The sequence below is a fragment of the Corynebacterium segmentosum genome, from assembly GCF_900637825.1.
In the GTDB taxonomy this organism is placed as follows: Bacteria; Actinomycetota; Actinomycetes; order Mycobacteriales; family Mycobacteriaceae; genus Corynebacterium; species Corynebacterium accolens.
Genome location: NZ_LR134408.1, coordinates 2,291,701 through 2,315,611 on the forward strand (window position 1 = coordinate 2,291,701; position 23,911 = coordinate 2,315,611).

The window sequence follows — 23,911 nt, forward strand, 5'->3', positions numbered from 1 at the left end:
TTAGCTACTTAGTTAGTTGTGTAACTAACCATATAACACGCTTGCCGACGCCGCAATGGTCACCGAATTCTTTTCATTTGCAGCCAATATGCTGGGAATTAGCGAATTGTGATCGACGTTTCGGGGTGAATAAGGCACACTGGAGGTAACAAAGAATTTTATTTAGAACAATTAGAACGGAACTTAGGAGCCATGCTTGAACGCACACTTGTCTTTGTCGATACCTCATACCTGCTCGCGAGCTTTTATAACTCTTGGGAAACGGGGGCCCGCGCGCAGCTAGAAATCGATCTGCCCGAGGTGGTCAGCACCATGGGCGGAATGATCGAAGAGCAATTAGGCAACCCGATTCAACGCCAATACTGGTACGACGGAATCCCGGATACCGGTCCGCACCGCTACCAACGCGCCCTTCGCACCTGCGAGGGCGTGCAATTGCGCACGGGACAACTCATTGAATGGGGTGAGCGACGCACCCAAAAGGGCGTCGACACCCGGCTTGTGGCCGATATGGTCATGGCCGCCGTGAAGAACCAGTTCACCGACTTCGTGCTGGTCAGCGGCGATGCTGACATGATCCCCGGCGCGCAGACCGCCGTAGACAATGGCATCCGCGTGCACCTGTACGGCTTTGGCTGGGACTCGATGTCCGCAGCGCTGCGCCATACGTGTGATTCCACCACCATCTTGGATCCGCGCGAGGACTTCGCGGATTCCATGGAGCTGCAGGTCCTCGAGGGACCGCTTCCCCCAGTTGTGCGCGATGCAGCGCAGAAGGCAGAGGGAGCAGAAGAGGAGCTTCCGGGCACCGAACACTGCGACGAGTGCGAAGAGCCCTCCGAGGTAGAAACCGCATTCGGCACCCCAGAAAAGCCCACGCCGGCACCTACCCCAAAGCCAGCGCCGCCTCAAAGCGCACAGCAGGCTGCGCCACCAGCCCAACAAGAGCAGGAAAAGCCCGCCGCGGAAGAGGCCGAGGCTACCGATCAAGCAGCACCAAAGCCTGCGCCGAAACCGTCAATGATGGCACCGCGGCGCAAGCTGCGCTCGAAGTACGTCCCGCTGCCAGAAGAGGTGTGGAGCTCTGCCGGGTTCCAGTCCCCATTCGATGTAGGCCAGCAATACGCATCGTGGTGGTTTGATAATGCCGCCAACTCAGAGCAGCGCGACCAAGCCCACTTACTGTCTGGCGGCGGATTGCCACCGGAAATCGACCGCCCGCTGCTGCAGTTCGCCTGCGAAACCCTGCATGAATACACGCTGACGGAAACCCAGCGCGTGAATTTACGCGATGGGTTCCACTCAGGGATTCGCGGCGTGCTAATTAATATCCGCCGCGAGAATTAATCCCCGGATTCGATTTCCTTCTTTTTGGCCATATCGGCGCGCAGCGCATCGAGCCGCGCGCTGGCCTTCATGTCGTTGCCGGCCGCTTGAATCTCGCTCATGCGGTCGCCACCGGTTGCCTGCTGCAACTCTTGTGCACCAAGGGCATCGGCATAGCGCTTTTCAATCTTGGAGCGGACGGAATCCAGGCTCGGCACGGAATCATCGGGCTTGAGCTCGTTCATGGAATCGAGCGCTTCCGCGTTCTTTTCCTGCATTGCAGCCTGATCCGCCTGCGCTTCTAGCTGGCTCACCTGGGCCAGCTGCTCCTTCAGGCGGGCCTCGGACTGTTTTTGCTGGTTCTTGGCTTGCTCTGCCGCCTGCTCCGCCGCCGCGTACTGCTGCTTGACGTCTTCCAGTTCCTGTTCCACCGCAACGAGCTGGGAGGCCACTACCTCAGCGGCTTGGTTGTACTCATTCGCCTTCTGTGGGTCCTCGGCGGAATCCGCAAGCTCCAGTGCGCGCTGGGTTTGGGACTGGTAATCCTGCTGGGACTTCACCAGGCGGTTCATCTGCATTTCCAACTGAGACTTGTGCCCGATGATCTCTGCCGCATGATCAGAAATCTCTTGGTGCTGTTCCTTGGCGGCCTTAACCGCCTGCTGGATTTGGACCTTTGGATCGGCGTTCTCATCAATCTTTTGATCGAGAGAACTCATCACGTACTTCCAGCCCTTGCTGAAGGGGTTAGCCATCACTATCTCCTTTGGTCATAAAAAAGACGCTTTCTAGCGAGTTTAGCGATACTCACCAGAAAGCGCCGTGGAAGCTCTGAAAATTCAGATTCTATGCCTGCTGTGCGTTCTGCTCTTCAACCTGGCGGCGAACCTCAGCCATGTCCAGGTCCTTGACCTGCTTGAGCAGATCCTCCAGTGCTGCGGGCGGCAGTGCGCCGGCCTCACGGAAGACGAGGATGCCATCGCGGAAGATCATCAGGGTAGGAATGGACTGAATCTGCAGCGCGGAAGCAAGGCCCTGGTTTGCCTCGGTGTCCAGCTTGGCAAAGGTAGCATCCGTGTGCTCCTCGGATGCCTTCTCGTAGACAGGGGCAAAGCGCTTACATGGGCCGCACCAGTCCGCCCAGGCATCGACAAGCGTAATGCCTTCGCCGGTTACGGTCTGTTCAAAGTTCTCTTCAGTGACATCAATAGTAGCCATACTCGTTGTAACTCCTTTAGATTGTGGTCTATTCCCCACCGTACCTAAATTTCTTCCTTGCCTGATACCCCTAGGGGGTATAGTATGGAGGCATAAGCAACCGAGAAAGGATGATAGTCATGGCAACGAAGAACTACACCGTAGAAGGAATGAGCTGCGGACACTGCGAAATGTCCATCCGCGAAGAGGTAGGCGAAATCGCCGGCGTTGAGGCGGTTTCCGCAGACCACACCACCGGCGCAGTGTCTGTCTCCGGCAGCGATTTCACCGATGAGCAAGTAGCAGCCGCCGTAGCCGAAGCCGGATACACCCTTAAGTAGGCGAATACTATGTCACACGTTGATCTCGGGGTCTCGGGCATGACCTGCACGTCCTGCTCTTCCCGGGTAGAACGAAAGCTCAACAAGGTAGACGGCGTTGAGGCGAGCGTTAACTTCGCCACCGAATCCGCCTCTATTGAGTTCGATCCGGAGACTTCTACGCCCGCGGATCTGATCAAGGTCGTCGAAGGCGCCGGATACAGCGCCTTCGATATGTCCGGCAGCGATGACGGCGACCAGGACGAGGACGCAGAGGGCACGCCGGTTGATGATGCCCGCGCTGCCGAACAACAGAGCCTGCTGCGGCGCACCATCATCTCCGCGGTATTGTCTGCCCCCATCATGGTCGTCTCCATGGTGCCTGCCCTCCAGTTCCAGAACTGGCAGTGGGCCTGCGCCATGCTGGCCACCATCGTCTTCATCTTTGGTGGCGCCCCCTTCCACTCCGCTACGTGGACCAACCTGAAGCACGGCTCGTTCACCATGGATACCTTGATTTCCATGGGTACCTCGGCCGCCTACCTGTGGTCCCTGTACGCGCTATTCTTTGGCAACGCCGGCGAGCCCGGCATGACGATGAGCATGTCATGGTCCTCCAGCTCGGCCGAGATGGACCATATCTACTTTGAGTCTGTGGGAATGGTCATTACCTTCCTGCTCCTCGGCCGCTGGTTCGAGGTCAAGGCCAAGGGGCAGTCTTCTGAGGCGCTGCGCACCCTGCTATCCATGGGCGCGAAGGAAGCCTCCGTGCTGCGGGATGGCAAGGAAAAGCGCATCCCCATCTCCCAATTGCAGGTGGGCGATATCTTCGTTGTGCGCCCGGGCGAAAAGATTGCCACCGATGGTGAGGTCGTCTCCGGCAATTCTGCAGTCGATGCCTCCATGATCACCGGTGAATCCGTCCCGGAAGAAGTGGGCGTGGGCGATACCGTTACCGGCGCCACCATTAACGCTTCCGGCAAGTTGGAGGTCAAGGCCACCCAGGTGGGCGAGGACACGGTCCTTTCCCAAATGGCCACCTTGGTCACCAACGCGCAGGCCTCCAAGGCTCCCGTGCAGCGCCTGGTGGACCGCATCGCGCAGGTCTTCGTGCCGGTAGTCATCGGCATTTCCGTCCTCACGCTGCTGGTACACCTCATCTTTGGCGGCGTGGCGCCGGCGTTTATCGCCGCTGTCTCCGTGCTGATCATCGCCTGCCCATGTGCACTGGGCCTTGCCACCCCGACCGCCATCTTGGTCGGCACCGGCCGCGGCGCCCAGTTAGGCCTGCTCATTAAAGGCCCGGAGATCCTTGAGTCCACCAAGCAGGTCGATACCATCGTGATGGATAAGACCGGCACGGTTACCGCCGGTGAAATGTCCGTTACGGCCGTGCATGGCGATGTCCTCGATTATGCCGCCGCCGTCGAGCGGAACTCCGAGCACCCCATCGCCCAAGCGATTGCCCGCGAGCGCGACGTGGAGCCCGGCACCGATTTTTCCACCAGCACCGCTGGCGTGGAAGCAACGGTGGATGGGGTCCGCGTGGGCGTCGGCAAGCCGCGTGGAGACCTAGGCCCGTACGCTGAGGCCTTCCGCGAGGCAGAGGCCGCGGGCGCTACCCCGGTGGCGGTGTACCTAGACGATGAGCTCGCTGGGCTCATTGAGGTCCGCGACACCGTCAAGCCCACCTCCGCTGAGGCCGTCCAGCAGATGAAGCAGCTGGGCCTGACCTCGCACCTGCTGACCGGCGATAACGAGGGCGCTGCGAAGCGCGTGGCCGAGGAAGTTGGCATTACCGAGGTTACGGCCGGCGTGATTCCGGAGGAAAAGGTCGACGTCATCAAGAAGCTGCAGTCCGAGGGACACAATGTGGCGATGGTTGGTGACGGCGTCAACGATGCCGCGGCCTTGGCCCAAGCGGACCTTGGCTTGGCGATGGGCGCCGGTACCGACGTTGCCATCGAGGCCTCCGATATCACCTTGATGAATGGGGACCTGCGGTCCGCCGCCGATGCCATTCGCCTGTCCCGCCGCACGCTGCAGATCATTAAGGGCAATCTGTTCTGGGCCTTTGCCTACAATATCATTCTCATCCCCGTGGCGGCCTTTGGCCTGCTCAACCCGCTATTTGCAGGCATCGCCATGGCATTGAGCTCCGTATTCGTCGTCTCTAATTCCCTGCGTCTCCGGAAATTTTCTAGCCAGCGCTATGATTAGCGCATGCTCAGCCGCAATGAACGATTAGACCGGCTCCCGGTCACCAGCAAACACAAGCGCCTACTCTTGGGCTCCGGCCTAGGGTGGGCGCTCGATGCTATGGATGTCGGGCTCATTTCCTTCATCATGGCTGCCTTGGCCGTGCATTGGGATTTGAGTAGTACCCAAACCTCCTGGCTCGCCTCTGTTGGCTTCCTCGGCATGGCTCTGGGTGCGACATTCGGCGGGCTCCTTGCGGATAAATACGGCCGCCGCCACATCTTCTCCCTCACCCTCTTGGTCTATGGCCTGGCCACCGGCGCCTCCGCCCTGGCCGGTGGGCTGACCATGCTTATCATCTTCCGCTTCATCGTCGGGCTCGGCTTGGGCGCGGAGCTGCCGGTCGCCTCCACGCTCATCTCCGAGTTCTCGCCGCGCCGCATCCGCGGGCGCATGGTGGTCCTCCTCGAGGCCTTCTGGGCGCTCGGCTGGATCCTCGCCGCACTCATCGGCACCTTCATCGTGGGCGCCGGCGAAAACGGCTGGCGCTGGGGCTTTGCCGTGGGGCTCATCCCCGCCGCTTATTCGGTTTACGTGCGCTTGGGCTTGCCGGAATCGGTGCGCTTCCTCGAATCCAAGGGACGCCACGACGAGGCCGAAAAGATCGTGGCGTCCTTCGAAGAGGCCGCCGCGGGGCAGCCGCTTGACGATGCCCACCCGGAACCCACCGCCTCTACCGAGACCTCCATTTGGGGGACGGGCCTGCGCCGCCGCACGGCGGCGCTGTGGACCATTTGGTTTTGCGTTAATTTTTCCTATTACGGCGCCTTCATCTGGATTCCGTCCCTGCTGGTTGCCGATGGTTTCTCGCTCGTAAAATCCTTCAGCTTCACCCTCATCATTACCCTGGCACAGCTGCCGGGCTACGCCACCGCCGCCTGGCTCATTGAGGTCTGGGGCCGGCGGATCACCCTCGCCGTATTCTTGGTCGGCTCTGCCGTCTCCGCCGGGCTCTATGGAACCGCAAGCTCCGAGGTATTCATCATCATCGCCGGGTGCATGTTGTCCTTCTTCAACCTCGGTGCCTGGGGTGCCCTGTACGCCATTGGTCCCGAGCTCTACCCCACCGCGCTGCGCGGGCGCGGTACGGGCGCCGCGGCGGGTTTTGGCCGCATCGCCTCCATCGTGGCACCACTTATTGTGCCGCCGTTGATCGCGGCGACCGGCGCTGGATTCCTTTTCGTACTCTTTGCAGCGGCATTCGCCATCGCCGCCGTGGCGGCATTTACACTACCCGAGTTGAAAGGTAAAGCACTTGCTCAATAAATTAGCCCTTGGGGCGTGGATCGGCGTCATGGTGGCTCTGACCACGCTGAAAGCCTTCTTCCAGATTGGTTACTTGTGGAAGCCCGAAAATCAACGCGTCCGCGAGCTACATCTAGTTCCCTTCGATGAATTCTCCGGCACTAGTTGGTTTGCCCCGCTTTTCGAATACGCCGGTAATACCGCCTTCTTCATCCCCTTCGGGGTCCTGGTATTTACCCTATGCCGTTCCGTAAAAGCTTCGACGGCCTGGGGATTTGCGCTTAGTTTAACGCTGGAGACGGCCCAATACGTCTTTGCACTGGGCCGCACGGATGTCGATGATCTGCTCTTCAACACCCTCGGCGCGCTCATCGGTGCAGCGATCGCCAACTGGGGCGGGCAACGCTTCTTCCCAGTGTGGCGGTGGCTGTCCTTGGCTGCGACAGGAGTCTTTATCGTGCTGGTGATTTTAGGTCCCCGCTTAGGCGATCCCGCAGCCGTCGTAGACTTATAAGCCCCCTTGTTATCCGTGCGCCATGTTGACGAACTTGGAATAGTGCAGCTGGTGGGCCACCTGCACCGTGTCAATGGGCCCGCCGCGGTGCTTGGCCAAAATAATATCCGCCTCACCGGCGCGCTCATTATCGCGGTCCTGCGAATCTGGGCGGTAAAGCAGCATTACCATATCGGCGTCCTGCTCCAAGGAACCTGACTCACGCAGGTCAGCCAATTGCGGTTTCTTATCATTACGGGCTTCTGGCCCACGGTTCAGCTGCGAAATGGCAATCACCGGAACCTCAAGTTCCTTGGCCAATAGCTTGAGCTGGCGCGAGAACTCCGAAACCTCTTGCTGGCGCGATTCCACCTTTTTGCCCGAGGACATCAGCTGCAGATAGTCCAAAACGATGAGGTCGAGGCCGTGCTGCTGCTTGAGCCTGCGGGCCTTCGAACGAATCTCCATCATCGTCAGGTTCGGGGAATCATCAATAAATAGCGGTGCATCCTGAATGCGGTTGAGCGTGTCATCGATCTTCGCCCAGTCCTCCGTGGAGACTCCACCACTGCGCATATCGGTGAGCTTAACCTCAGATTCCGCGGAGAGCAGGCGCATCACGATCTCTGACGCGGACATCTCCAAAGAAAAGATGACCGAGGACTTACCGTGCTGCAGCGAGCACGAGCGGATAAAGTCCATCGCCAGCGTGGACTTACCCACACCGGGGCGCGCCGCCACAATAATCATCTGGCCGGCATGCAAGCCATTAGTGAGCTTATCTAGATCAATAAACCCGGTGGGCACGCCCAATTCAACGCCACCAGCCTGCTGCAGCGCCGCCAATTCATCAATGGTGGGGTCAATCAGATCCCCCAGCACGCGGTAGTCTTCGGCAGTCTTGCGCTGGGCGATAGCAAAGACTTCCTGCTGGGCCCGGTCAATCACCGATTCAATCTCGGCATCCTCGGTGCCAGAAAACCCTAGTTGGACCACGCGCGTACCGGCATCCACTAGCCGGCGCAGGACAGCCTTCTCCGCCACGATTTCCGCGTAATAGCGGGCATTGGCGGCGGTAGGAACGGTGGCCAATAGGGTGTGCAGATAAGGTGCGCCGCCAACGCGCTCGAGGTTATTAAACCTATCCAACCGCGAGGAAAGGATAAGCGGGTCAATGTCTTGGCCCGCCGCGTAAAGGTCCAGCATCGCGCCATAAATTAGCGCGTGGGCCGGATAATAAAAGTCATCGGGCTCGAGCTCTTCAATAACTTCCATGACCGTATTGGGGCTAAGCAGCATTGCACCCAATACGCCTTGCTCGGCTTCCCGGTCCGACGGCGGCTGGCGATACTCCTCGTAGCGCTGCGGTTGGTCCTGTTGGTACCGCGGCCGGCGCGCTACGGCGTTATCCGGCGCAGGCGGTTCCGGTGGAAGCTGTTCATCATCAAAGCTCGCGTTGGTCATGTGTCCCCCTTGGTGTCCGTGAAGCGACCTTGTGTAACGCTGTCCAAGTGTAGACCAGCGCCCAGACACTACCCGCCTGGGTATAACTTCCACAGTTATCCACAGGGGATTGTGGAATTACCAGGTAGTCCAATCATCGCTTTCCATTTACCGAGGTCACGACTGTGGATAACTTGCCACCTTTCTGACCTGCGGCGATAATAACTGCTGGTCAGGGAGCTATTTGCAGGTGTGAAAATTACCACATGATAGTGGAATATGGCCTGTGACCAGCGGGTAAGGCAAGCAAAAATCTTGGTGGGAAAGAACGCCGAATTCCACATTCATCCACAGATTTTCACAGTTATCCACAGGCCAGTTGGGTAGGCAAAAGGCCCCAGGAATTCTCCACCTCACATAGAGAATTCGTGGGGCCTTAAGCCGTGCTGTTGTCTTTGGGTCTGTGGACCGTCGTGCGCTGCTTAGGCAGCGACGACCGAGAAGTTCACCTTGCCGAGCACGTCAGCGTGCAGCTTCAGCTCGACCTGGTAGTTGCCGGTCTTCTTGACCAGGCCCTTGGGCATATCAACGATACGCTTATCCAAGTTAGGGCCACCGGCCTTGGAGACGGCCTTGACAATGTCTTCTGCGTTAACGGAACCGAAGAGCTTGCCGGAAGTGGAGGTCTTAACCTTGACCTCAACGTTCGTCAGCTGCTCAAGCTGGTTGCGGACCTCGCGTGCGTGGTCCAGGTCGCGAATTTCGCGAGCTTCCTGGGCGCGCTTGATGCCCTCAATCTGCTTCTCAGCGCCGCGGGAAGCCACGATGGCCAAGCCGCGGGGAAGCAGGTAGTTACGTCCGTAGCCGTCCTTAACCTCAACAATTTCGCCAGCGGCGCCGAGGTTCTCAACGGCAGCGGTGAGGATCAGCTTCATGATCCCTGCCTTTCAATTGAGTTAGTTGAATAGTTGCGGGTAACAGACTTAGAACGGGGGTTCAGAATCAGCGCCTCCGAAACCACCAGCTGGCGGTGCGGAGTTCCACGGATCCTCTGCAGGAGCCTGGTTCTGCTGCTGCGACTGCTGCTGTTGCTGTCCTCCAAAGCCGCCCTGATTATTGTTATTCGAGCGCTGCTGCTGGCCGCCGCCATAGTTGCCGCCACCCTCACGGGGATTGCGGTTTACCTGTGCGGTGGCGTAGCGGAGCGACGGACCGACCTCATCGACGTCGATCTCAAACACGGTGCGGTTTTCACCCTCGCGGGTCTGGAAGGAACGCTGCTTCAAGCGGCCGGTAACGATGATGCGCATGCCCTTGCTCAGGGTCTCGGCGACGTTCTCCGCCGCCTGGCGCCATACGTTGCAGGTCAGGAACATAGCTTCGCCGTCTTCCCACTGGTTCGTCTGCGAATTATAGCGACGAGGCGTGGAGGCGACGCGGAAGTTAGCTACCGCCGCACCCGCCGGGGTGAAGCGAAGCTCGGGGTCAGCAACTATGTTGCCCACCACCGTAATATTGGTATCTCCCTGTGCCATGTCTTTACTCCTTATCGGTTACGTGGATTATGCCTGATCCCAGTATCCGCTACTTGCTGTCGGTGCGCAGAACCTTGGTACGCAGGATGGTGTCGTTCAGGTTCAGGCGACGGTCGAGCTCGGAAACCGAAGGGTGCTCGCACTCCAGGTTAACGACGGCGTAAATGCCCTCTTCCTTCTTCTCGATGGGGTATGCAAGGCGACGCTTGCCCCATACATCGAGGTTCTCAACCTTGCCGCCGTCCTTGCGGACGATGTCGAGGTACTTATCTAGGGACGGGGTTACGGTGCGCTCATCCTGATTAGGATCCAGAATGATCATGACTTCGTAGTGACGCACGGACCTCATCACCTCCTATGGTCTAGTCGTTTTCGGCTGCATCACCTTTGCGGATGCAGCAGGAGGGTACGTTGCGTCAAGCAACCCCACCACAGTACCGCATATGACCGGCGAAAAGAAATCTATCCCGTCGTGGTGGCGGCGAAAAAGATAGCTCCCGTCGCGGGGATGATGGTGAGGAAAACGATGGCAAGGATGCCCAAGATGATGGGCCCGCGCTTATCTTCCCTGTTATGAAACAGCCAAAAGGCCGCCATGACGCAGATAAAGCCCAACAAGATCGACACCATGCCGATTAATGTCACAATCATTGAAATACTCCCACCACTGGGTCGCGGCCCATATGCGCCGCACGCACTTTATCTTCCGTTCTATTCCACATTTGCCGCAGCACAATCACCGCCATCGCAATGATGAAGCCATCGCGCACGAGGATTGCCACGTCCAAGAGCTCGTGTGGAATGCCCTTATTATCGATGCCCAGCATGTGCCACATGAGCAGGGGCCATACGAGGGCATCGGCAAGCGCCCAGCCCAGAACCAACCGCCAACGCGGCACGGCCAAGGCCGCCGGAACCACCAGCCAGAGCGAATACTGCGGGGACCATACCTTATTGACCAGCAGGAACGCCGCGACGATGAGGAATACCAACTCCGCTACCCGCGGGTTAAGCGGGCTGCGCCAGCCGGCCAGGGCAATACCTGCGCATAAAAGGATGAACGCCACGAGGGAGAAGGTATTTAAAAAGTCCTGGCTGAAAGAAATACCCAGATTCCGGCTAATCAGGGCATACAGGGTGGTCCATTCCGCACCGCGTTCTTGGTTCAAACGGAAAAATTCCGCCCAGGCGGCCGGGTATTTCAGGGCGATGGGAAGGTTGACCGCAAGCCACGCGGCGGCCGTAGCGACGGCGACCTTTGCAAAAGCGTCCCAGCGGCGATTGCGCCAGGCAAGGACGAAAAACGCGCCCAGCAAAAATATCGGCCATAATTTGAATGCGGTGCCAAGGCCGATGAGGATGCCGGCGAGCCAGGGGCGGTGGCGGCTAATGGCCAGCAGCGCGCCGACGGCGAAGGCGATGGCAGGTATATCCCAATTGCTAAAGGCATGGATGATAATCAGCGGGCTGGCGGCCACCAAAATGGTGTCCCACGTGCGGTTTCCCACCAAGAGGTAGACCATGTAGATGACGCCGACCCAGATGCAAGCCATGACCAAGGCGGTGAGCCCAAAGTACCAGCCGGCGGCGGGCACCCCGGCCCATTCCACGAGGCCATAGGTATGGCGCGAAATCCAGCCCATCAGGCCCTGGAACATGCCCGCCAATACCGGGTATTCCATATAGCGGGTCAGGCCATCTTCCTGCCAGGAAAAGGCGTAGGGAAAGCCCGGTTGATCGAGGCCGCGGCCTTCATACAGCGGGACGATGTCGTTATAGCAAAAGGAGGTGTACTGGCGGTTGGCGGACCAATCCAGGTTGATGGTGCCGTCTTCGCCGCGGGTGCCACCAGCGCAATTCGCCTTGGATAAGAACCCGCCGGCCAAGAAAACCCAGGCTACTGCGATCAGCGCGCGCAGAGGGGTCCACCACTGTGTGTGGCCATCCCGGGCAAAGCGCCCCCTTGGCCCGCCCAGGAACTCGATGACGCCGCGCGCCATCGGTTCGTCTGCGGCGGACATGCGCTGATCGTGGCTCACGCGTACCGCTCCTTGCTTAGCCTAAGAGGTCAGCCAGGCCGCCTTCGCGGCCGAAGAAGTCATCTAAAGACGGGGCCTCAGGCCGGGCCGGCTCATTATTACCGCCGCCATTGCCCCGGTTGCCGCCGTTTCCGTTATTGCCGCCCTGGTTCTCAGGCGGCTGCGGCGGGGCATCGTGGCCCGCATCCGGGGTCTCGGCAGGTGCTGGGCTGGCCTCTTCTTCTGGGGCGCCGTCCTGGGCTGGGCCAGTGTAGTTCTGTGTACCCTGCCCACCGGAACCGCCGCCTGGGTTATAGGCCGGGGCACCACCGCCGGCAGATACCGTGCCGAAGCGAACGGGGTAAGCCGAGGGGAATTGCTGGAATTCCTGATCCGCCAAGGAGTTATCCAATACGGACTTCCAGATCTTGGTTGGCGCGCCGGCACCGTACATGATTCCGCCGTACTGGTCGAAGATGGCCGAGGTGTTGTCCGCGGTACCGACCCACACGGAGGTAGCAAGCTGCGGGGTGGCACCAACCATCCAGGTGTCCTTGTTGGTTCCGGAATCGCCCAGCTGGGTCGTACCGGTCTTGGAAGCCGAAGTGCGGCCGCCAGCCAGCGAGCCATTGGACCATGCCGCTACCGGCGCCATGGCCTCAAGGACGTTATTGGCCACATTCGCGGAAACGCGGCGCTCGCCCTCATCGGTTGGGTGTTCATACAGAACTTCCCCGGCGGCATTTTCTACGCGCTGCACAAAGTGCGGGTTGTGCCAGACGCCCTGGTTCGCGAGGGTGGACATCGCGGTTGCCATGTCCAGCGGACGGGACTGGTACTGGCCCAAGACCACGCCTTCAAAAGGCTGCTTGCCGTTTTCAGTCAGCGTCTCTTCGATGCCCGGCAACGAGCGGGCAACGCCCAAGGCGTGGGCCATATCCGCGGTGTCCTGGGTGCCATTTTTCAGATCGCTCTGCAGGCGCAGGTAAGAGGTGTTCAGGGACTGCTTGGTGGCCTCGCGCAGGTCGCAGACGCCACAGCCGCCGCCCACGTTGGTAACCAGATCGGAGCCCGGCAGCTGGTACGGCGCCGAGGAGTAGTTGGTATCCAAGCTAATGCCCTGCTGCAGCGCAGCGGCGAGCGCCATAATCTTGAAGGTCGAACCGGTCTGCAGCGGGGAGTTGGCGTAGTCCCAACCGTTGGAATCATGCCCGCCAAAGTAACCGCGCACCGCACCCGTCTTCGGGTCGATGGTCACAGAGGCCGCGCGCGCGTCTTCTTGCAGCGGCGCCAGCTGGTCATCGACTGCCTGAATCGTGTTGTTTTGCACGTTCATATCGATGGTGGTGGTAATGCGCAGGCCGCCGGTGGAGACCTGGTTTTCCGTAATTCCTACGTCCTCGAGCTCGCGGATGACCTGATCCTTAATGTGGCCATTCGCGCCTGGGGCTTCCGTGTATGCCGAGTACTCAGCGGGATCGCGGGTCTCTGGGAAGACCATTCCATCGCGCTCTTCCTTGCTGAGATCGCCCATGTCCACGAGGCCGTCAAGCACGTAGTTCCAGCGGCTTTCGGAACCCTCCTGGTTCACGCGGGGGTCTAGGCCAGACGGGGACTGAATGAGGCCGGCGAGCATGGCGCCTTCCTCGGGGGTGAGGTCCTTGGCGTCCTTATCAAAGTAGGCGTTGGATGCGGCCTGGATGCCGTAGGCATTGCGGCCGAAGTAGACCGTATTCAGGTAGGCGTTGAGGATGTCCTCTTTTTCCCACTCGTTGGTCATCTTGATGGAGTAGATGAGCTCGCGCGCCTTGCGCACGTAAGAGTATTCGTTGCCCACCAGGGTGTTTTTCACGTACTGCTGGGTAATCGTGGAACCACCACCGGCGGTGTCGTTGCCGGTGACCTTACCCAGTACCGCGCGGCCCAAACCGGTGAAGGAAAAGCCGGAGTTATCCCAGAAGTCGCGGTCCTCTGCGGCGAGCACGGAGTCCTGCACAAAGACGGGGACCTCATCCAAGGTCACGTGCGTACGGTTGCCTTCCGGCGGAACCAAACGCGCCAACTGGGTGTCGTTATCGGAGGCATAGATGGTAGAGACCTGGTTATTGGCCAGCTCTTTGGGCTCCGGAACGGTGTACTGCGAATAGGCATACGCAAAAAGGCCTGCAGGCAGTGCCACAAAAACCAATAGGAGGGCCACAACGACCCACGGCCAGATGCGGCGCTTTTGGGGTTCTTCGCCTTCTTTGCGGCGGTCCACCTTAGTGGACTCGCCAGTAGATTCCTTCTCGGTCACTGATTCGTGTCCTCATTCATCCCTGGTAACAAACTAAATAATTGCAGCTTACTGCCTAACGCGGTGCGTCGAAAACTAACACGCGTTAAAAGCCGTCGCAGAACGCAACAAATGATTCCACCGGCAGTGCCGGCAGACCTCCACCTCATGCACGGTAAATTCCAGGCCTTCGCCGACAAATTCCGCTATTTCTTTCTCGCTGCGGGCGCTCCCGGCGCGCCGGCCCAGGCTCTCGCCGTACACCCACCGGGTCAGGCGCAGGTCCTCCCCGCAGACCGGGCAGGGCTTATCCATGGTGCGGCCGTGGTGCTCAGCGGCGGCCCGGAGGAGGAAGTCCGCATCGCAGACCTCGTCGCGCCTCAGGTGCCCGGCGCGGTATTCGCGGACGTGTTGGGTGCGTTCCCACTCGTGGGAAAGTTCGTGCTTGAAGGCAACGGAATTCACCCGCATTATCTTAATTTCCTCTTCTTGATCGATCCATATGCCGTCGTGCTACCACCAGGCATAATTTCTGGCCTAACGTTGCGCAGGCACCACACAGCAACGAATTAATAAAGGAGCATAGTGTGTCTGACAAAGTAAAGGTCGCCATCGTCGGCGTCGGCAATTGCGCCACGTCCCTTATTCAAGGCGTGGAGTTTTATCGCAACGCCGCAGCGGAGGAAAATATTCCTGGCCTGATGCACACCCAGTTCGGGCCTTACCACGTCGGCGATATTGAATTCGTCGCGGCCTTCGATGTCGATGGGGACAAGGTGGGCAAGGATCTTGCGGAGGCTACCCGCAGCTCCCGCAACTGCACCATCACCATCGCAGACGTCCCAGACCTAGGCGTCACCGTTCAGCGCGGCCCCACCATGGATGGCCTGGGCCGCTACTACCAGGAGTCCATCACGGAATCGGACGAAGCTCCTGCCGATGTCGCAGCTGCCCTCCGCGAGGCCGGTGCCGAGGTTGTTGTTTCCTACCTGCCGGTTGGTTCCGAAGAAGCAGATAAGTTCTACGCCCAAGCCGCCATCGACGCTGGTTGCGCGTTCGTGAATGCCCTGCCGGTCTTCATTGCTTCCGACCCAGAGTGGGCCAAGAAATTTGAGGACGCAGGCCTGCCCATCGTGGGCGATGACATCAAGTCCCAGGTTGGTGCCACCATTACCCACCGCGTTATGGCAAAGCTTTTTGAAGACCGCGGCGTGCGCTTGGACCGCACGATGCAGCTCAACGTGGGCGGCAACATGGACTTCAAGAACATGCTGGAGCGCGAACGCCTGGAGTCTAAGAAGATTTCTAAGACCCAGTCCGTGACCTCCAACGTGCACAATTCCCCTATCGCTGGCAAGCGCGCAGACCGCAACGTCCACATCGGTCCCTCGGACTACGTGGAGTGGCTGGATGACCGCAAGTGGGCCTATGTCCGCTTGGAGGGTTCCGCATTCGGCGAGGTCCCACTGAACCTGGAGTACAAGCTCGAGGTCTGGGACTCCCCTAACTCCGCCGGCATTATTATCGATGCCGTCCGCGCCGCCAAGATCGCCTTGGACCGCAAGGTCGCCGGACCGGTACTTTCCGCTTCTTCCTACCTAATGAAGTCCCCTCCAGTACAGAAGGCCGACGACGTCGCGCGCAACGAGCTGGAAGATTTTATTAAGGGAAGCTAATTTTTTCGTCGCGATACTACCGCCAGGCGGTAGTGCACGATAGAATTTAGTTTTATGACGCAACACCATGATGAGACGGACCCAACGAAGTCCCCGTCCGACTACGAGGACGCGGTAGAGGTAGCCCGGGATATCCAACCGGCGCTCAATAAGTTAATCCTTATTTTCCAGCGCACCGCAGAGGGTTCATCGCTGACTACCTCGCAGGTCTCCATCATGAATCAGTTGCGCTTGCGCGGGCCTTCCCGCGTATCCACCATTGCCCAGGCGGAGCTTATTCGCATGCCCACCGCGTCCAACGCGCTCTACCAACTAGAGCGCCGCGGGTTCGTGGAACGCCACCGCGATGAGGAAGATCGCCGCGGCGTGCTCGTCGCGCTCACCCAACTGGGCGAGTCCGAATTGGCCATAGTTTCCGGGCAACGCGCCGCGGCCCTTGCAGAGATTATGCGGTGGCTCGAGCCCGAGGACTTGGCCACCGCGCGCGAGATGGGCGCGGTCATTTCCAAGCTTGCGGATGTCTACCGCCCCACTATGGATAGCGAGTAGCGCGCTTGCGGCCACATGCAATTTTAGTTTTGCGGCCGTAACAGACGATAATGAGCTTTAGTACTCACTAAGCTTTCGCATACATATTCTTTCTATGGGCAAAAAATCTCACCAACCGCTGCTGCCGACCCTGCACAAGGGCTCGGCCGAAGAGCCGCTGCGCATCCTCATTTCTTGGAGTCCTTCCTCTTCCGGTACGGAACCCCTCGAATTCGCCGCCTGGCTATCGCGCACCGCGGTGATTGAGGTGCGCGTTATTTCCACGGTTTTCCAGCCCTGGACCACGACGTCTTTGTCCAAGTTGGGCGGGAAATACAAAAAATGGTTTAAAGAGCAGAAGCAAGCATGCGCGACAGCCACCGCTGCGGCCCTGACGGAGGCAGGTATCCCGGAAAAGTACTGGAACGATACGCCCTCCGTGCTTGTCGATGGCCCCTCCCGCCCCCAGCTCCTTACTGAGATGGCCCAGGATTTTCAGGCCGATATCATCCTTCTAGGCCCCAACCAGGCCGCACCCAAGGGCCGCTTTTTCCCCGGTTCCACCGCGGATACCCTCCTGCACTACTCGCCACTACCCTTAGGGCTTATCCCACGCAAGGCCAAATTATCGAAGCACGGCGTAACCCGCTTCAATTTTGTCATTACTGAACGCGGTGAGCGCGCGGATAGGGAATTATTGGGCGCAGCCGCGCTGGCGGATCGCTGGGATCTACCACTGCGCATCTTGGCCTTCTCAGCGGATGACCTGCTTCATTCCCCGTCGAAGGATAAAAGCGATATTGCGCTTAAGCTCACCGCGGAGTGGCACGAGGATTCATTGGCCATGCTCGACCGTGCCCGCGACCACATCCAAGATGCCTACCCGGAGGTCGAGGTCACCTCCGAGATCGGTTCTGGCGCCGGGTGGTCCGGTGCCGTTGATTCGCTCAAGTGGAAAAAGGGCGATCTGATGTTGATGGCCTCTGCCCCGCAGGGGCCCATCGCGCGGGTCTTTTTGGGCTCTACCGCAACCGAGTTGCTCCCTCATATTCGCGTACCGGTACTCATTCACCCCGCGACCGACTAGGCTTGGATCCATGAGCTCGCGCCCAGAGCACCCCGAAAACGACCTAACCACCGACGCCGATTATGCCAACCTGCGCCGACCCGAGCCGCAGAGCTTCGATGATTTGGCAGACGAGCCCGATCCCGTCGAGGTAGCCGCCGCCAACCGGCGCTCCACCCGCCAAGCCATCTGGTACATGGTGTCCGTACTAGTTATCTCCGCGCTGTATGGCTTCGGCGTAGCACTCTTTTCGCGCCTTAGCGGCGGCCCTCTGTGTGAGGACGGCACCGCGAGCTGGCTGTGCACCGAGGGCCAACGCACCTTCTTTGCCATTTCCACCATGATCATCCCGCTGCTGGGCATGATCGGCTGCGCGATCATTATGGTGCGCAAACTGCGCCGCTACCTGCGCTGGCGTAGCTGGATGGCGATCTTCTGGGTGATGGCCTTCAATTTCATGATCTGGGCCATTAGCGATATCCAGCTAATTCTGGTGGACTCGGCTGCCGTATAGAGAATCGCACGGGCCTGACCCCCAGAAATTAGATACGTCGAAGGATCAGGTCCGCAATTAGAATCTCCGGTTTCGGATACGTCCCGTTGCGGTAATTATCTTCTTCCAGCACTAGCGTTAGCTGCTCTATCATCAAAGTAATAGCCCAGGTGGCCATCTATTTTTGCATTTAGCTTGCGGGTAACTTCCTTTCGAGGATAGGTAAAAGTTGATTCGAAAGGTAGCCACGATAATCGCCTTATTGTGCACCGGAACGAGGCTTACCACGGGCTCCAGATACACCACACTAGTGGACGTAACCGTAAGAGTGATGGGAACGAATGAAACGTCTCGAAACATACTTCGTTAGCTCCAATATGCTAGATGCCCTAGCTGGAAGCACCGCGAGTTTAATAACGCAGATAATAGTGGTAACCCAACTGGGTTTTACCGGCACAGACCTAGGTATACTCAGTTCCGTATCGATCATTCTGTATCTAATGTCAGCAGTCCCAATTGGAAGACTGGTTGACAGTCTACGGCCGGTTACTGTCCTAGTTGCAGCGTTAGCTGTCAAAGCGTCAGTTCTAATTGCACTTGCTTGGCTCTATGTTTGTGACGGCTTATCTTTTTGGACCGTTCTCGTTCTCCAGGTGCTTCAATCTGTTGTTGGTATTTTCATTGATAACTCTCAGATAATTACTGCCACTTCAATTCAATCCTCACTCGGGGACTCAAAACTCGTTCCTCGGCTTGAATCGACAGATAAAACAATCGGAATTTTAGCCCCCGCTGTAGTGGCGCTTATCGCAGCCAAGGAGTTCTATAAAGGGGGCTACATAGGGGTTGCGGCCTTAGCTTTATGTGCGCTAGTGATGATCGCATTCCCCGTCAGAAAGTTAATTCGGCAATCTTCCGGCTCCGCAATTGCTAGTACCTCCGGTAAAAATCAAGAAACAATGTCGGAAAAGGAAAAGAGCTCGCTGCTAACGGGATTTAAGCTCATCGCTCACGATAGAGAAAGCTTGGTTCCAGTGCTTCTTATCGCAGCCGGTAACTTTGGACTAGCTTTTATTGACTCCCCCAAGACTCTTTTTCTACTACGCGAAATGAGCATGAGCCCCTCAGAATTTTCCAACCTGAAAATTGTCGGGGCTATCACAGGGCTCCTCGCCTCATTGTTAGCGGTACGGATCATTGACAGATTTAAATTTGCAGAACTCGTCACAATAGCAACGTTAGGACAGGTTTTGCCACGCTAGCTTTTCTATCCGTAGTCATCTTGGACGCTCCCGCATTCGCTTTTACCGCAATTTCCAACGCATTGTGGTCGGCATCCGTTGTGCTGATCAACGTGGCGGCAATGAATTTTTTCGTAAGTCAACTCCCTGAAGGAAAAATCGGAATCGGGTTATCTTCGATGCGAACAGCAGTCATGGTCGTAGTTCCGCTAGGCGCTCTTCTCGGCGGATATTGCATCGACCACGCTGGCTATACTTTCTCTGTTTTTTCCTGGGCTACGATGTCTATCGCGACCTTCCTAATTGGTACGAGTTTATTTTTAAAGCGATGAACTATTTCATTTATTGAAAGAAAATTGGAGCCAGTCTATCAGTCGCACAGATTGTGTCACCCAAAGAATGAACGAAAGCAAAGCCCACGCTTCCATGGAAAGGGGCAGTTATTTCGAACGACCTGGTTGTGTCAGACAAACGCTAGCGGTAGCTGCGAGCGTCCGTACGTGACAATCGCGCACGGGCCACGGAAGTCGCGTGCGCGACTTCCGTGGCAGTATCAAACCACGAGCGGAGGTGAGGTTGTGACAAATAGTTGCGCGGTCAAAAACGGTCGTAGGGGCCATGACCATCAAGCATATAAGCCCACACGCAACCTCATGGCTTGTGATGATTCTGCAACTTTCTTGTAATTAGCCGGGGTATACGCCGGGTCTTCTTTGAGGGGCGCGGCGATGCGTTGGAGTACCGTAAAGCCCGTGCTCATCGTCGAAGATGGTCTTTATTCTTGCACCAATAAGACCATCAAGACCGTCAGACTGCATCTTCTATCCTGCGCTTTTACAGGTGGGCACCCATGTGTAAAACGAGGAGCGATTGAGCTTTAACACATCACACATCCGTACAAGGCGAGTACTCTATTCGGTGACTATAGAAACACTGAGAAGCACAACTCCTGTGATTCTGCGTGAAGCACAATATTTCAGCACACTATGTCGCGGCGTTGTACAGAATGTCGCGTTCTTCGCGCAGCTTCGCATTTTCTTTCTCTAGTTGGCGGATCCGTCTCAGGATCATTCGCCTCTTGGGCTTTATCATGCAGCGCTTTTATGCGGACACGCTTTCCGGGGCCGCACTTGTTGACCCCATGAATGTAGCGAGGCACGGTTGATGCCGAGCTCTGCTGATGCTGAGTTCAGCGAGAGAACCTCAGCGTTCCTTGTTCCTTATAGGGGGCCACACCATGGCGTGTGAACTGTTCTCAGTACCTGGACATGATGGCAAGATTATCAATCTTGCCAGCCCGACCGGGCTGGATATCAAGTGTCCACCAAACAGGGGCCAGGTCCTAGCAACTTCTCACAATCCATAATCAAAACTTCGAATTTTGATCGACTAGATTCGCAGCTACCTTAGCGCAATCTGGTCGCCCGCAGTGCTGGGTCTCTACGTGTTGGATGCAGTCATCACAAATGAGCACCTGCTGGCGGCACGTGTCCTCATTAATGCAGTTGTGGAAGGTATTAGTACCCTTGCCGCAGTGCACGCAGTGACCCAATTGGATAAAGCCCGGGTCTTCTAGTCCTTGGCCGAACTCCTGGTGCATGCGCTTGTCAAAGACGTACATGGAGCCTTCCCACAGCCCATCATTGCCGTACTTTTCGCCGTAGCGCACGATGCCGCCATCGATCTGATAAATCTCGTTGAATCCACGATTTTTCATCAGGGAGGAAAGGACCTCGCACCGGATGCCGCCGGTGCAATAGGAGACGACCGGCTTGTCCTTCATCCAGTCATATTTGCCGGATTCCAGTTCCTCAATGAAATCATGGGTGGTGCGCACATCCGGCACGACGGCATTTTTGAACTTGCCAATCTCTGCTTCCATGGCATTGCGGCCATCGAAGAAGACTACCTCATCGCCGCGCTCTTCTACCAGCTTGTTGACCTCTTCCGGCTTGAGGTGCGTGCCGCCGCCAACGACTCCGTTTTCATCTACTTTCAGCTCGCCCGGCGCGCCAAAGGCCACGATTTCATCGCGCACTTTGACCGATAGGCGCGGGAAATCCTCGGCTCCGCCATCGGACCACTTGAACTGCATGCGCTTAAAGCCCGGGTACTCACGGGTTTGGCGCACGTAGCGCTTGCAGGCATCCATGTCGCCGCCGACGGTGCCATTGATGCCGTGTTCCGAAATGAGGATGCGCCCCTTCAAGCCCAGGGACTCGCACAGGGTGCGCTGCCATAGCATGACGGCGGTGGGATCCTCGATGGGGGTAAAGCAATAATACAGGAGAACTTTGCCGATAGTCACGCCCATAATCTTAGGCCCGCTACCGGCAAGATCCCCAATTCCTTAGCGCTTTTGGTAGAGCGCCTTCTTGCGGGCGAAGACCGGATCCGAGGTCACGAGCACGCCAAGGTTGCGGAAGATTCCCTCATCCACCGAGCCCAGGATGGTGGTGGTGTGGACGTCGCAGCCGGCGAGTTCCTTGATCTGTTCCAGCGCCTTGCGGGCATCCTCGTCCTTCGCGGCGGATACGGATAGCGCGATGAGCACTTCATCGGTGTGCAGGCGGGGGTTGGAAGAGCCCAGGTGCTTCGTCTTCAGCGTTTGGATTGGCTCTATCGATTCGGGTGAAAGCAGGTGGGTATCGTCATCGATGCCGGCCAGGTACTTGAGGGCATTGAGCAGCATCGCCGCGGAGCAGCCCAGCAGCGGGGAGGTGCGGCCGGTGATGATGGTGCCATCGTGAAGCTGCATCGCGGAGGCGGGTCCATCAGTTTCCTCCGCGCGCTTGCGGGCCGGGCCAACCACCGGGCGGTCATCGGCCTTTATGCCAGCCTTCGCCATGACGACGGCGGCGCGTTCAGACTGTTCATCGCCCAGCCCGGCGCGGGCTTCTTCTACTTTGGCCTTGAAGTAGCGGCGGATGATTTCCTGTTGGGCGGCGGCGCGGCAGACCGCATCATCGGTAATGCAGTAGCCGGCCATGTTCACGCCCATGTCCGTGGGCGATTCGTACGGCGTGGTGCCGGTGAGCTTTTCCAGCAGGGTCCGCAGCAGCGGGAAGGCCTCAACGTCGCGGTTGTAGTTCACCGTGGATTCGCCGTGGGCGCTCAAGTGGAAGTGGTCAATAATATTGGAATCGTTCAAGTCCACGGTGGCGGCCTCGTAAGCGAGGTTGACCGGGTGCTCGAGGGGAAGATTCCAGATGGGGAAGGTCTCAAACTTGGCGTAACCAGCGTTATTGCCGCGCTGGTGCTCGTGGTAGACCTGCGATAGTGCGGTGGCAAGCTTGCCGGAACCAGGGCCAGGGGCGGTGACAACCACCAAGTCCCGGGAGGTTTCGGCAAATTCGTTCTTGCCAAGGCCATCCTCGGAGACAATGAGGTCCGTATTCGTGGGATAGCCAGGGATAACGCGGTGGCGGGCTACCTTAAGGCCGAGGCGCTCGAGCTTCTCGATGAACGCTTCTGCCTGCGCATTTCCGTCTTCCACCTGGGTCATGACGATGTTTTCAACCAAGAAACCGCGGCTGCGGAATACGTCCACCAAGCGCAGGAGGTCGTCTTCATACAGGATGTCTAAATCAGCGCGTACCTTGTGGCGGGCAATGTCTTTGGCGTTGATGCACGGGAGGATTTCAATTTCCTCTTTGATGCGCTCCAGCATGGCGATCTTGTTATCCGGGGTAAAGCCCGGCAGCACGCGGGAGGCGTGCATATCATCGAAAAGCTTGCCGCCCATTTCCAGATAGAGCTTTCCGCCGATTTCTTCGCGGCGGGCCTGGATGTGCTTTGACTGCAGCTCAATGTATTTTTCTCGGTCAAAACCGATTTTATGCGTCATGATTTATCGACCCTTCAATAGAAATAAAATCAATCCGCGCTTCGAGTTTACTCTTTTTCATCCCCCGGCGCCACGCGCCCTAGTTGGGGGGGCGACCAATGATGTCACTACACTGAAGCTATGCCTGAAGGTCACGTGATCCACCGCCTAGCCCTCACACTCAACGCTGACTATCGCGGGATGCCACTCAGCGTGACCAGCCCGCAAGGCCGGTTTGCCACCGAGGCGGCCATCCTGGACGGTACAGAAATCGACCACGCAGAGGCCTTTGGCAAGCACCTCTTCGTGCACTTCACCGCCGCCAACCCGGCACATATCCTCTATATTCACCTAGGGCTCATCGGCAAGCTCAGCTTCGAACCCCGCGAGGACACCCGCGGGCAGATCCGCATACGCATAGACAATGGGGCGCAGGCCGCGCAGCTGCGCGGGCCCCAATTCTGCCTGCTGCTCACGGAGGAGGATTACCAGGCGCGGCTGACCAAAGTGGGCCAAGATCCGCTCCGCGCCGATGCCGATCCTGAAGTCCTGTGGGCCAAGGTGAGCAAGTCCCGCCGCAGCATCGGTTCCCTCATGATGGACCAGCACCTGTATGCCGGTGTGGGCAATATCTACCGCGCGGAGGCCCTCTTTCGCGCCGGCCTCTCCCCCTTCACCCCTGGCAAGGATGTTTCCCGTGAAACATTCTTCGCCATCTGGAAAGACCTGGTAGAGCTCATGAACTACGGCGTAGAGCACGGCCGCATCGATACCGTGCGCGCCGAGCACTCCCCCGAGGCCATGGGGCGTGAGCCGCGCAAGGATGATCACGGCGGCGAAGTCTACGTCTACCGGCGCGCCGGCCTGCCCTGCTATGTCTGCGGCACGCCGATTACGGAACAAGTAATGGAGGGCCGAAACCTCTTCTGGTGCCCCACCTGCCAATCTGCTGCTTAAGGCCTATAGTGGC

At 58.2% G+C, this 23,911-nt stretch carries 23 protein-coding genes; 11 read left to right on the top strand and 12 right to left on the bottom strand.

The window, feature by feature from the left end:
• The first annotated feature begins 192 nt into the window (after positions 1 to 192).
• Positions 193 to 1,347 (top strand): NYN domain-containing protein, encoded by a 1,155-nt coding sequence (locus EL217_RS10800; protein WP_005280398.1) that lies wholly within the window; start codon positions 193 to 195, stop codon positions 1,345 to 1,347.
• On the opposite strand, the gene EL217_RS10805 is transcribed toward EL217_RS10800, so the two are convergent.
• Positions 1,344 to 2,081 carry a PspA/IM30 family protein gene (locus EL217_RS10805; RefSeq protein WP_126319958.1) on the bottom strand — a complete coding sequence of 246 codons (738 nt, stop codon included), beginning with the start codon at positions 2,079 to 2,081 and terminating at the stop codon, positions 1,344 to 1,346. The two genes, EL217_RS10800 and EL217_RS10805, sit on opposite strands and share 4 nt — an antisense overlap.
• A 91-nt stretch (positions 2,082 to 2,172) precedes the next feature.
• Positions 2,173 to 2,544 (bottom strand): thioredoxin, encoded by a 372-nt coding sequence (gene trxA, locus EL217_RS10810; protein WP_005275779.1) that lies wholly within the window; start codon positions 2,542 to 2,544, stop codon positions 2,173 to 2,175.
• Positions 2,545 to 2,663: 119 nt separating this feature from the next.
• On the opposite strand from trxA, the gene EL217_RS10815 reads away from it, so the two are divergent.
• Genes EL217_RS10815 through EL217_RS10830 form a run of 4 tightly spaced genes read left to right on the top strand, consistent with a single transcriptional unit; the run spans position 2,664 to position 6,861 of the window.
• Positions 2,664 to 2,864 carry a heavy-metal-associated domain-containing protein gene (locus EL217_RS10815; RefSeq protein ID WP_005280400.1) on the top strand — a complete coding sequence of 67 codons (201 nt, stop codon included), beginning with the start codon at positions 2,664 to 2,666 and terminating at the stop codon, positions 2,862 to 2,864.
• Between the two features lie 9 nt (positions 2,865 to 2,873).
• A complete protein-coding gene (locus EL217_RS10820) occupies positions 2,874 to 5,063 on the top strand; it encodes a heavy metal translocating P-type ATPase (RefSeq protein ID WP_126319959.1) in 2,190 nt (729 codons plus the stop codon).
• Positions 5,064 to 5,066: 3 nt separating this feature from the next.
• Positions 5,067 to 6,368: an MFS transporter gene (locus EL217_RS10825; protein ID WP_126319960.1), complete on the top strand. Its 1,302-nt coding sequence runs from the start codon at positions 5,067 to 5,069 to the stop codon at positions 6,366 to 6,368.
• Between the two features lie 28 nt (positions 6,369 to 6,396).
• On the top strand, positions 6,397 to 6,861 hold the full coding sequence (locus tag EL217_RS10830) for a VanZ family protein (RefSeq protein ID WP_126320065.1): 465 nt from the start codon (positions 6,397 to 6,399) through the stop codon (positions 6,859 to 6,861).
• Between the two features lie 9 nt (positions 6,862 to 6,870).
• Here the strand turns inward: EL217_RS10830 and dnaB are convergent, their stop codons facing one another.
• From dnaB to EL217_RS10870, 8 genes are all read right to left on the bottom strand, one after another.
• On the bottom strand, positions 6,871 to 8,304 hold the full coding sequence (gene dnaB, locus EL217_RS10835; RefSeq protein WP_005275794.1) for a replicative DNA helicase: 1,434 nt from the start codon (positions 8,302 to 8,304) through the stop codon (positions 6,871 to 6,873).
• A gap of 461 nt (positions 8,305 to 8,765) precedes the next feature.
• Positions 8,766 to 9,218 (bottom strand): 50S ribosomal protein L9, encoded by a 453-nt coding sequence (gene rplI, locus EL217_RS10840; protein WP_005275797.1) that lies wholly within the window; start codon positions 9,216 to 9,218, stop codon positions 8,766 to 8,768.
• 48 nt (positions 9,219 to 9,266) lie between these two features.
• Positions 9,267 to 9,818: a single-stranded DNA-binding protein gene (locus tag EL217_RS10845; protein WP_005275799.1), complete on the bottom strand. Its 552-nt coding sequence runs from the start codon at positions 9,816 to 9,818 to the stop codon at positions 9,267 to 9,269.
• Positions 9,819 to 9,867: 49 nt separating this feature from the next.
• Complete coding sequence (rpsF, locus tag EL217_RS10850) at positions 9,868 to 10,158, bottom strand: 30S ribosomal protein S6 (protein WP_023016353.1); 291 nt, start codon at positions 10,156 to 10,158, stop codon at positions 9,868 to 9,870.
• Positions 10,159 to 10,280: 122 nt separating this feature from the next.
• A complete protein-coding gene (locus tag EL217_RS10855) occupies positions 10,281 to 10,469 on the bottom strand; it encodes a hypothetical protein (protein WP_005275803.1) in 189 nt (62 codons plus the stop codon).
• On the bottom strand, positions 10,466 to 11,857 hold the full coding sequence (locus EL217_RS10860) for a glycosyltransferase family 87 protein (RefSeq protein ID WP_126319961.1): 1,392 nt from the start codon (positions 11,855 to 11,857) through the stop codon (positions 10,466 to 10,468). Before EL217_RS10860 ends, EL217_RS10855 begins: the two co-directional genes overlap by 4 nt.
• A 16-nt stretch (positions 11,858 to 11,873) precedes the next feature.
• Entirely contained in the window at positions 11,874 to 14,132 is a 2,259-nt protein-coding gene (locus EL217_RS10865) for a transglycosylase domain-containing protein (protein ID WP_126319962.1), read from the bottom strand.
• 75 nt (positions 14,133 to 14,207) lie between these two features.
• The gene (locus EL217_RS10870; protein ID WP_005275810.1) at positions 14,208 to 14,582 is read right to left on the bottom strand and encodes a DUF5318 family protein; all 375 of its coding nucleotides are present in this window, start codon (positions 14,580 to 14,582) and stop codon (positions 14,208 to 14,210) included.
• 116 nt (positions 14,583 to 14,698) lie between these two features.
• Here EL217_RS10870 and EL217_RS10875 point away from each other — a divergent pair, with 116 nt between their 5' ends.
• The 5 genes from EL217_RS10875 to EL217_RS10900 all read left to right on the top strand — a co-directional run bounded on the left by EL217_RS10875 (position 14,699) and on the right by EL217_RS10900 (position 19,136).
• Positions 14,699 to 15,787: an inositol-3-phosphate synthase gene (locus EL217_RS10875; RefSeq protein WP_023016356.1), complete on the top strand. Its 1,089-nt coding sequence runs from the start codon at positions 14,699 to 14,701 to the stop codon at positions 15,785 to 15,787.
• A 54-nt stretch (positions 15,788 to 15,841) separates the two neighbouring features.
• Positions 15,842 to 16,336 (top strand): MarR family winged helix-turn-helix transcriptional regulator, encoded by a 495-nt coding sequence (locus EL217_RS10880; protein WP_023016357.1) that lies wholly within the window; start codon positions 15,842 to 15,844, stop codon positions 16,334 to 16,336.
• A 94-nt stretch (positions 16,337 to 16,430) separates the two neighbouring features.
• Complete coding sequence (locus EL217_RS10885; RefSeq protein WP_126319963.1) at positions 16,431 to 17,402, top strand: universal stress protein; 972 nt, start codon at positions 16,431 to 16,433, stop codon at positions 17,400 to 17,402.
• Positions 17,403 to 17,412: 10 nt separating this feature from the next.
• The gene (locus EL217_RS10890; protein WP_126319964.1) at positions 17,413 to 17,895 is read left to right on the top strand and encodes a hypothetical protein; all 483 of its coding nucleotides are present in this window, start codon (positions 17,413 to 17,415) and stop codon (positions 17,893 to 17,895) included.
• A gap of 320 nt (positions 17,896 to 18,215) precedes the next feature.
• Positions 18,216 to 19,136, top strand: a complete 921-nt coding sequence (locus EL217_RS10900) for an MFS transporter (protein WP_126319966.1) — start codon at positions 18,216 to 18,218, stop codon at positions 19,134 to 19,136.
• 1,345 nt (positions 19,137 to 20,481) lie between these two features.
• Here the strand turns inward: EL217_RS10900 and EL217_RS10905 are convergent.
• Both EL217_RS10905 and EL217_RS10910 read right to left on the bottom strand, forming a co-directional pair.
• Complete coding sequence (locus tag EL217_RS10905; protein ID WP_126319967.1) at positions 20,482 to 21,423, bottom strand: rhodanese-related sulfurtransferase; 942 nt, start codon at positions 21,421 to 21,423, stop codon at positions 20,482 to 20,484.
• Positions 21,424 to 21,465: 42 nt separating this feature from the next.
• The gene (locus EL217_RS10910) at positions 21,466 to 22,962 is read right to left on the bottom strand and encodes a DUF1846 domain-containing protein (RefSeq protein WP_126319968.1); all 1,497 of its coding nucleotides are present in this window, start codon (positions 22,960 to 22,962) and stop codon (positions 21,466 to 21,468) included.
• 120 nt (positions 22,963 to 23,082) lie between these two features.
• On the opposite strand from EL217_RS10910, the gene EL217_RS10915 reads away from it, so the two are divergent.
• On the top strand, positions 23,083 to 23,898 hold the full coding sequence (locus EL217_RS10915) for an Fpg/Nei family DNA glycosylase (RefSeq protein WP_126319969.1): 816 nt from the start codon (positions 23,083 to 23,085) through the stop codon (positions 23,896 to 23,898).
• The last annotated feature ends 13 nt before the right edge of the window (positions 23,899 to 23,911 follow it).

What these genes read in the sequence shown, in the direction of transcription:
- EL217_RS10800 (WP_005280398.1), top strand. Translation starts at nt 193, where the DNA reads ATGCTTGAACGCACACTTGTCTTTGTCGATACCTCATACCTGCTCGCG.
- EL217_RS10805 (WP_126319958.1), bottom strand. Translation starts at nt 2,081, where the DNA reads ATGGCTAACCCCTTCAGCAAGGGCTGGAAGTACGTGATGAGTTCTCTC.
- trxA (WP_005275779.1), bottom strand. Translation starts at nt 2,544, where the DNA reads ATGGCTACTATTGATGTCACTGAAGAGAACTTTGAACAGACCGTAACC.
- EL217_RS10815 (WP_005280400.1), top strand. Translation starts at nt 2,664, where the DNA reads ATGGCAACGAAGAACTACACCGTAGAAGGAATGAGCTGCGGACACTGC.
- EL217_RS10820 (WP_126319959.1), top strand. Translation starts at nt 2,874, where the DNA reads ATGTCACACGTTGATCTCGGGGTCTCGGGCATGACCTGCACGTCCTGC.
- EL217_RS10825 (WP_126319960.1), top strand. Translation starts at nt 5,067, where the DNA reads ATGCTCAGCCGCAATGAACGATTAGACCGGCTCCCGGTCACCAGCAAA.
- EL217_RS10830 (WP_126320065.1), top strand. Translation starts at nt 6,397, where the DNA reads ATGGTGGCTCTGACCACGCTGAAAGCCTTCTTCCAGATTGGTTACTTG.
- dnaB (WP_005275794.1), bottom strand. Translation starts at nt 8,304, where the DNA reads ATGACCAACGCGAGCTTTGATGATGAACAGCTTCCACCGGAACCGCCT.
- rplI (WP_005275797.1), bottom strand. Translation starts at nt 9,218, where the DNA reads ATGAAGCTGATCCTCACCGCTGCCGTTGAGAACCTCGGCGCCGCTGGC.
- EL217_RS10845 (WP_005275799.1), bottom strand. Translation starts at nt 9,818, where the DNA reads ATGGCACAGGGAGATACCAATATTACGGTGGTGGGCAACATAGTTGCT.
- EL217_RS10855 (WP_005275803.1), bottom strand. Translation starts at nt 10,469, where the DNA reads ATGATTGTGACATTAATCGGCATGGTGTCGATCTTGTTGGGCTTTATC.
- EL217_RS10870 (WP_005275810.1), bottom strand. Translation starts at nt 14,582, where the DNA reads ATGCGGGTGAATTCCGTTGCCTTCAAGCACGAACTTTCCCACGAGTGG.
- EL217_RS10880 (WP_023016357.1), top strand. Translation starts at nt 15,842, where the DNA reads ATGACGCAACACCATGATGAGACGGACCCAACGAAGTCCCCGTCCGAC.
- EL217_RS10885 (WP_126319963.1), top strand. Translation starts at nt 16,431, where the DNA reads ATGGGCAAAAAATCTCACCAACCGCTGCTGCCGACCCTGCACAAGGGC.
- EL217_RS10890 (WP_126319964.1), top strand. Translation starts at nt 17,413, where the DNA reads ATGAGCTCGCGCCCAGAGCACCCCGAAAACGACCTAACCACCGACGCC.
- EL217_RS10900 (WP_126319966.1), top strand. Translation starts at nt 18,216, where the DNA reads ATGAAACGTCTCGAAACATACTTCGTTAGCTCCAATATGCTAGATGCC.
- EL217_RS10910 (WP_126319968.1), bottom strand. Translation starts at nt 22,962, where the DNA reads ATGACGCATAAAATCGGTTTTGACCGAGAAAAATACATTGAGCTGCAG.
- EL217_RS10915 (WP_126319969.1), top strand. Translation starts at nt 23,083, where the DNA reads ATGCCTGAAGGTCACGTGATCCACCGCCTAGCCCTCACACTCAACGCT.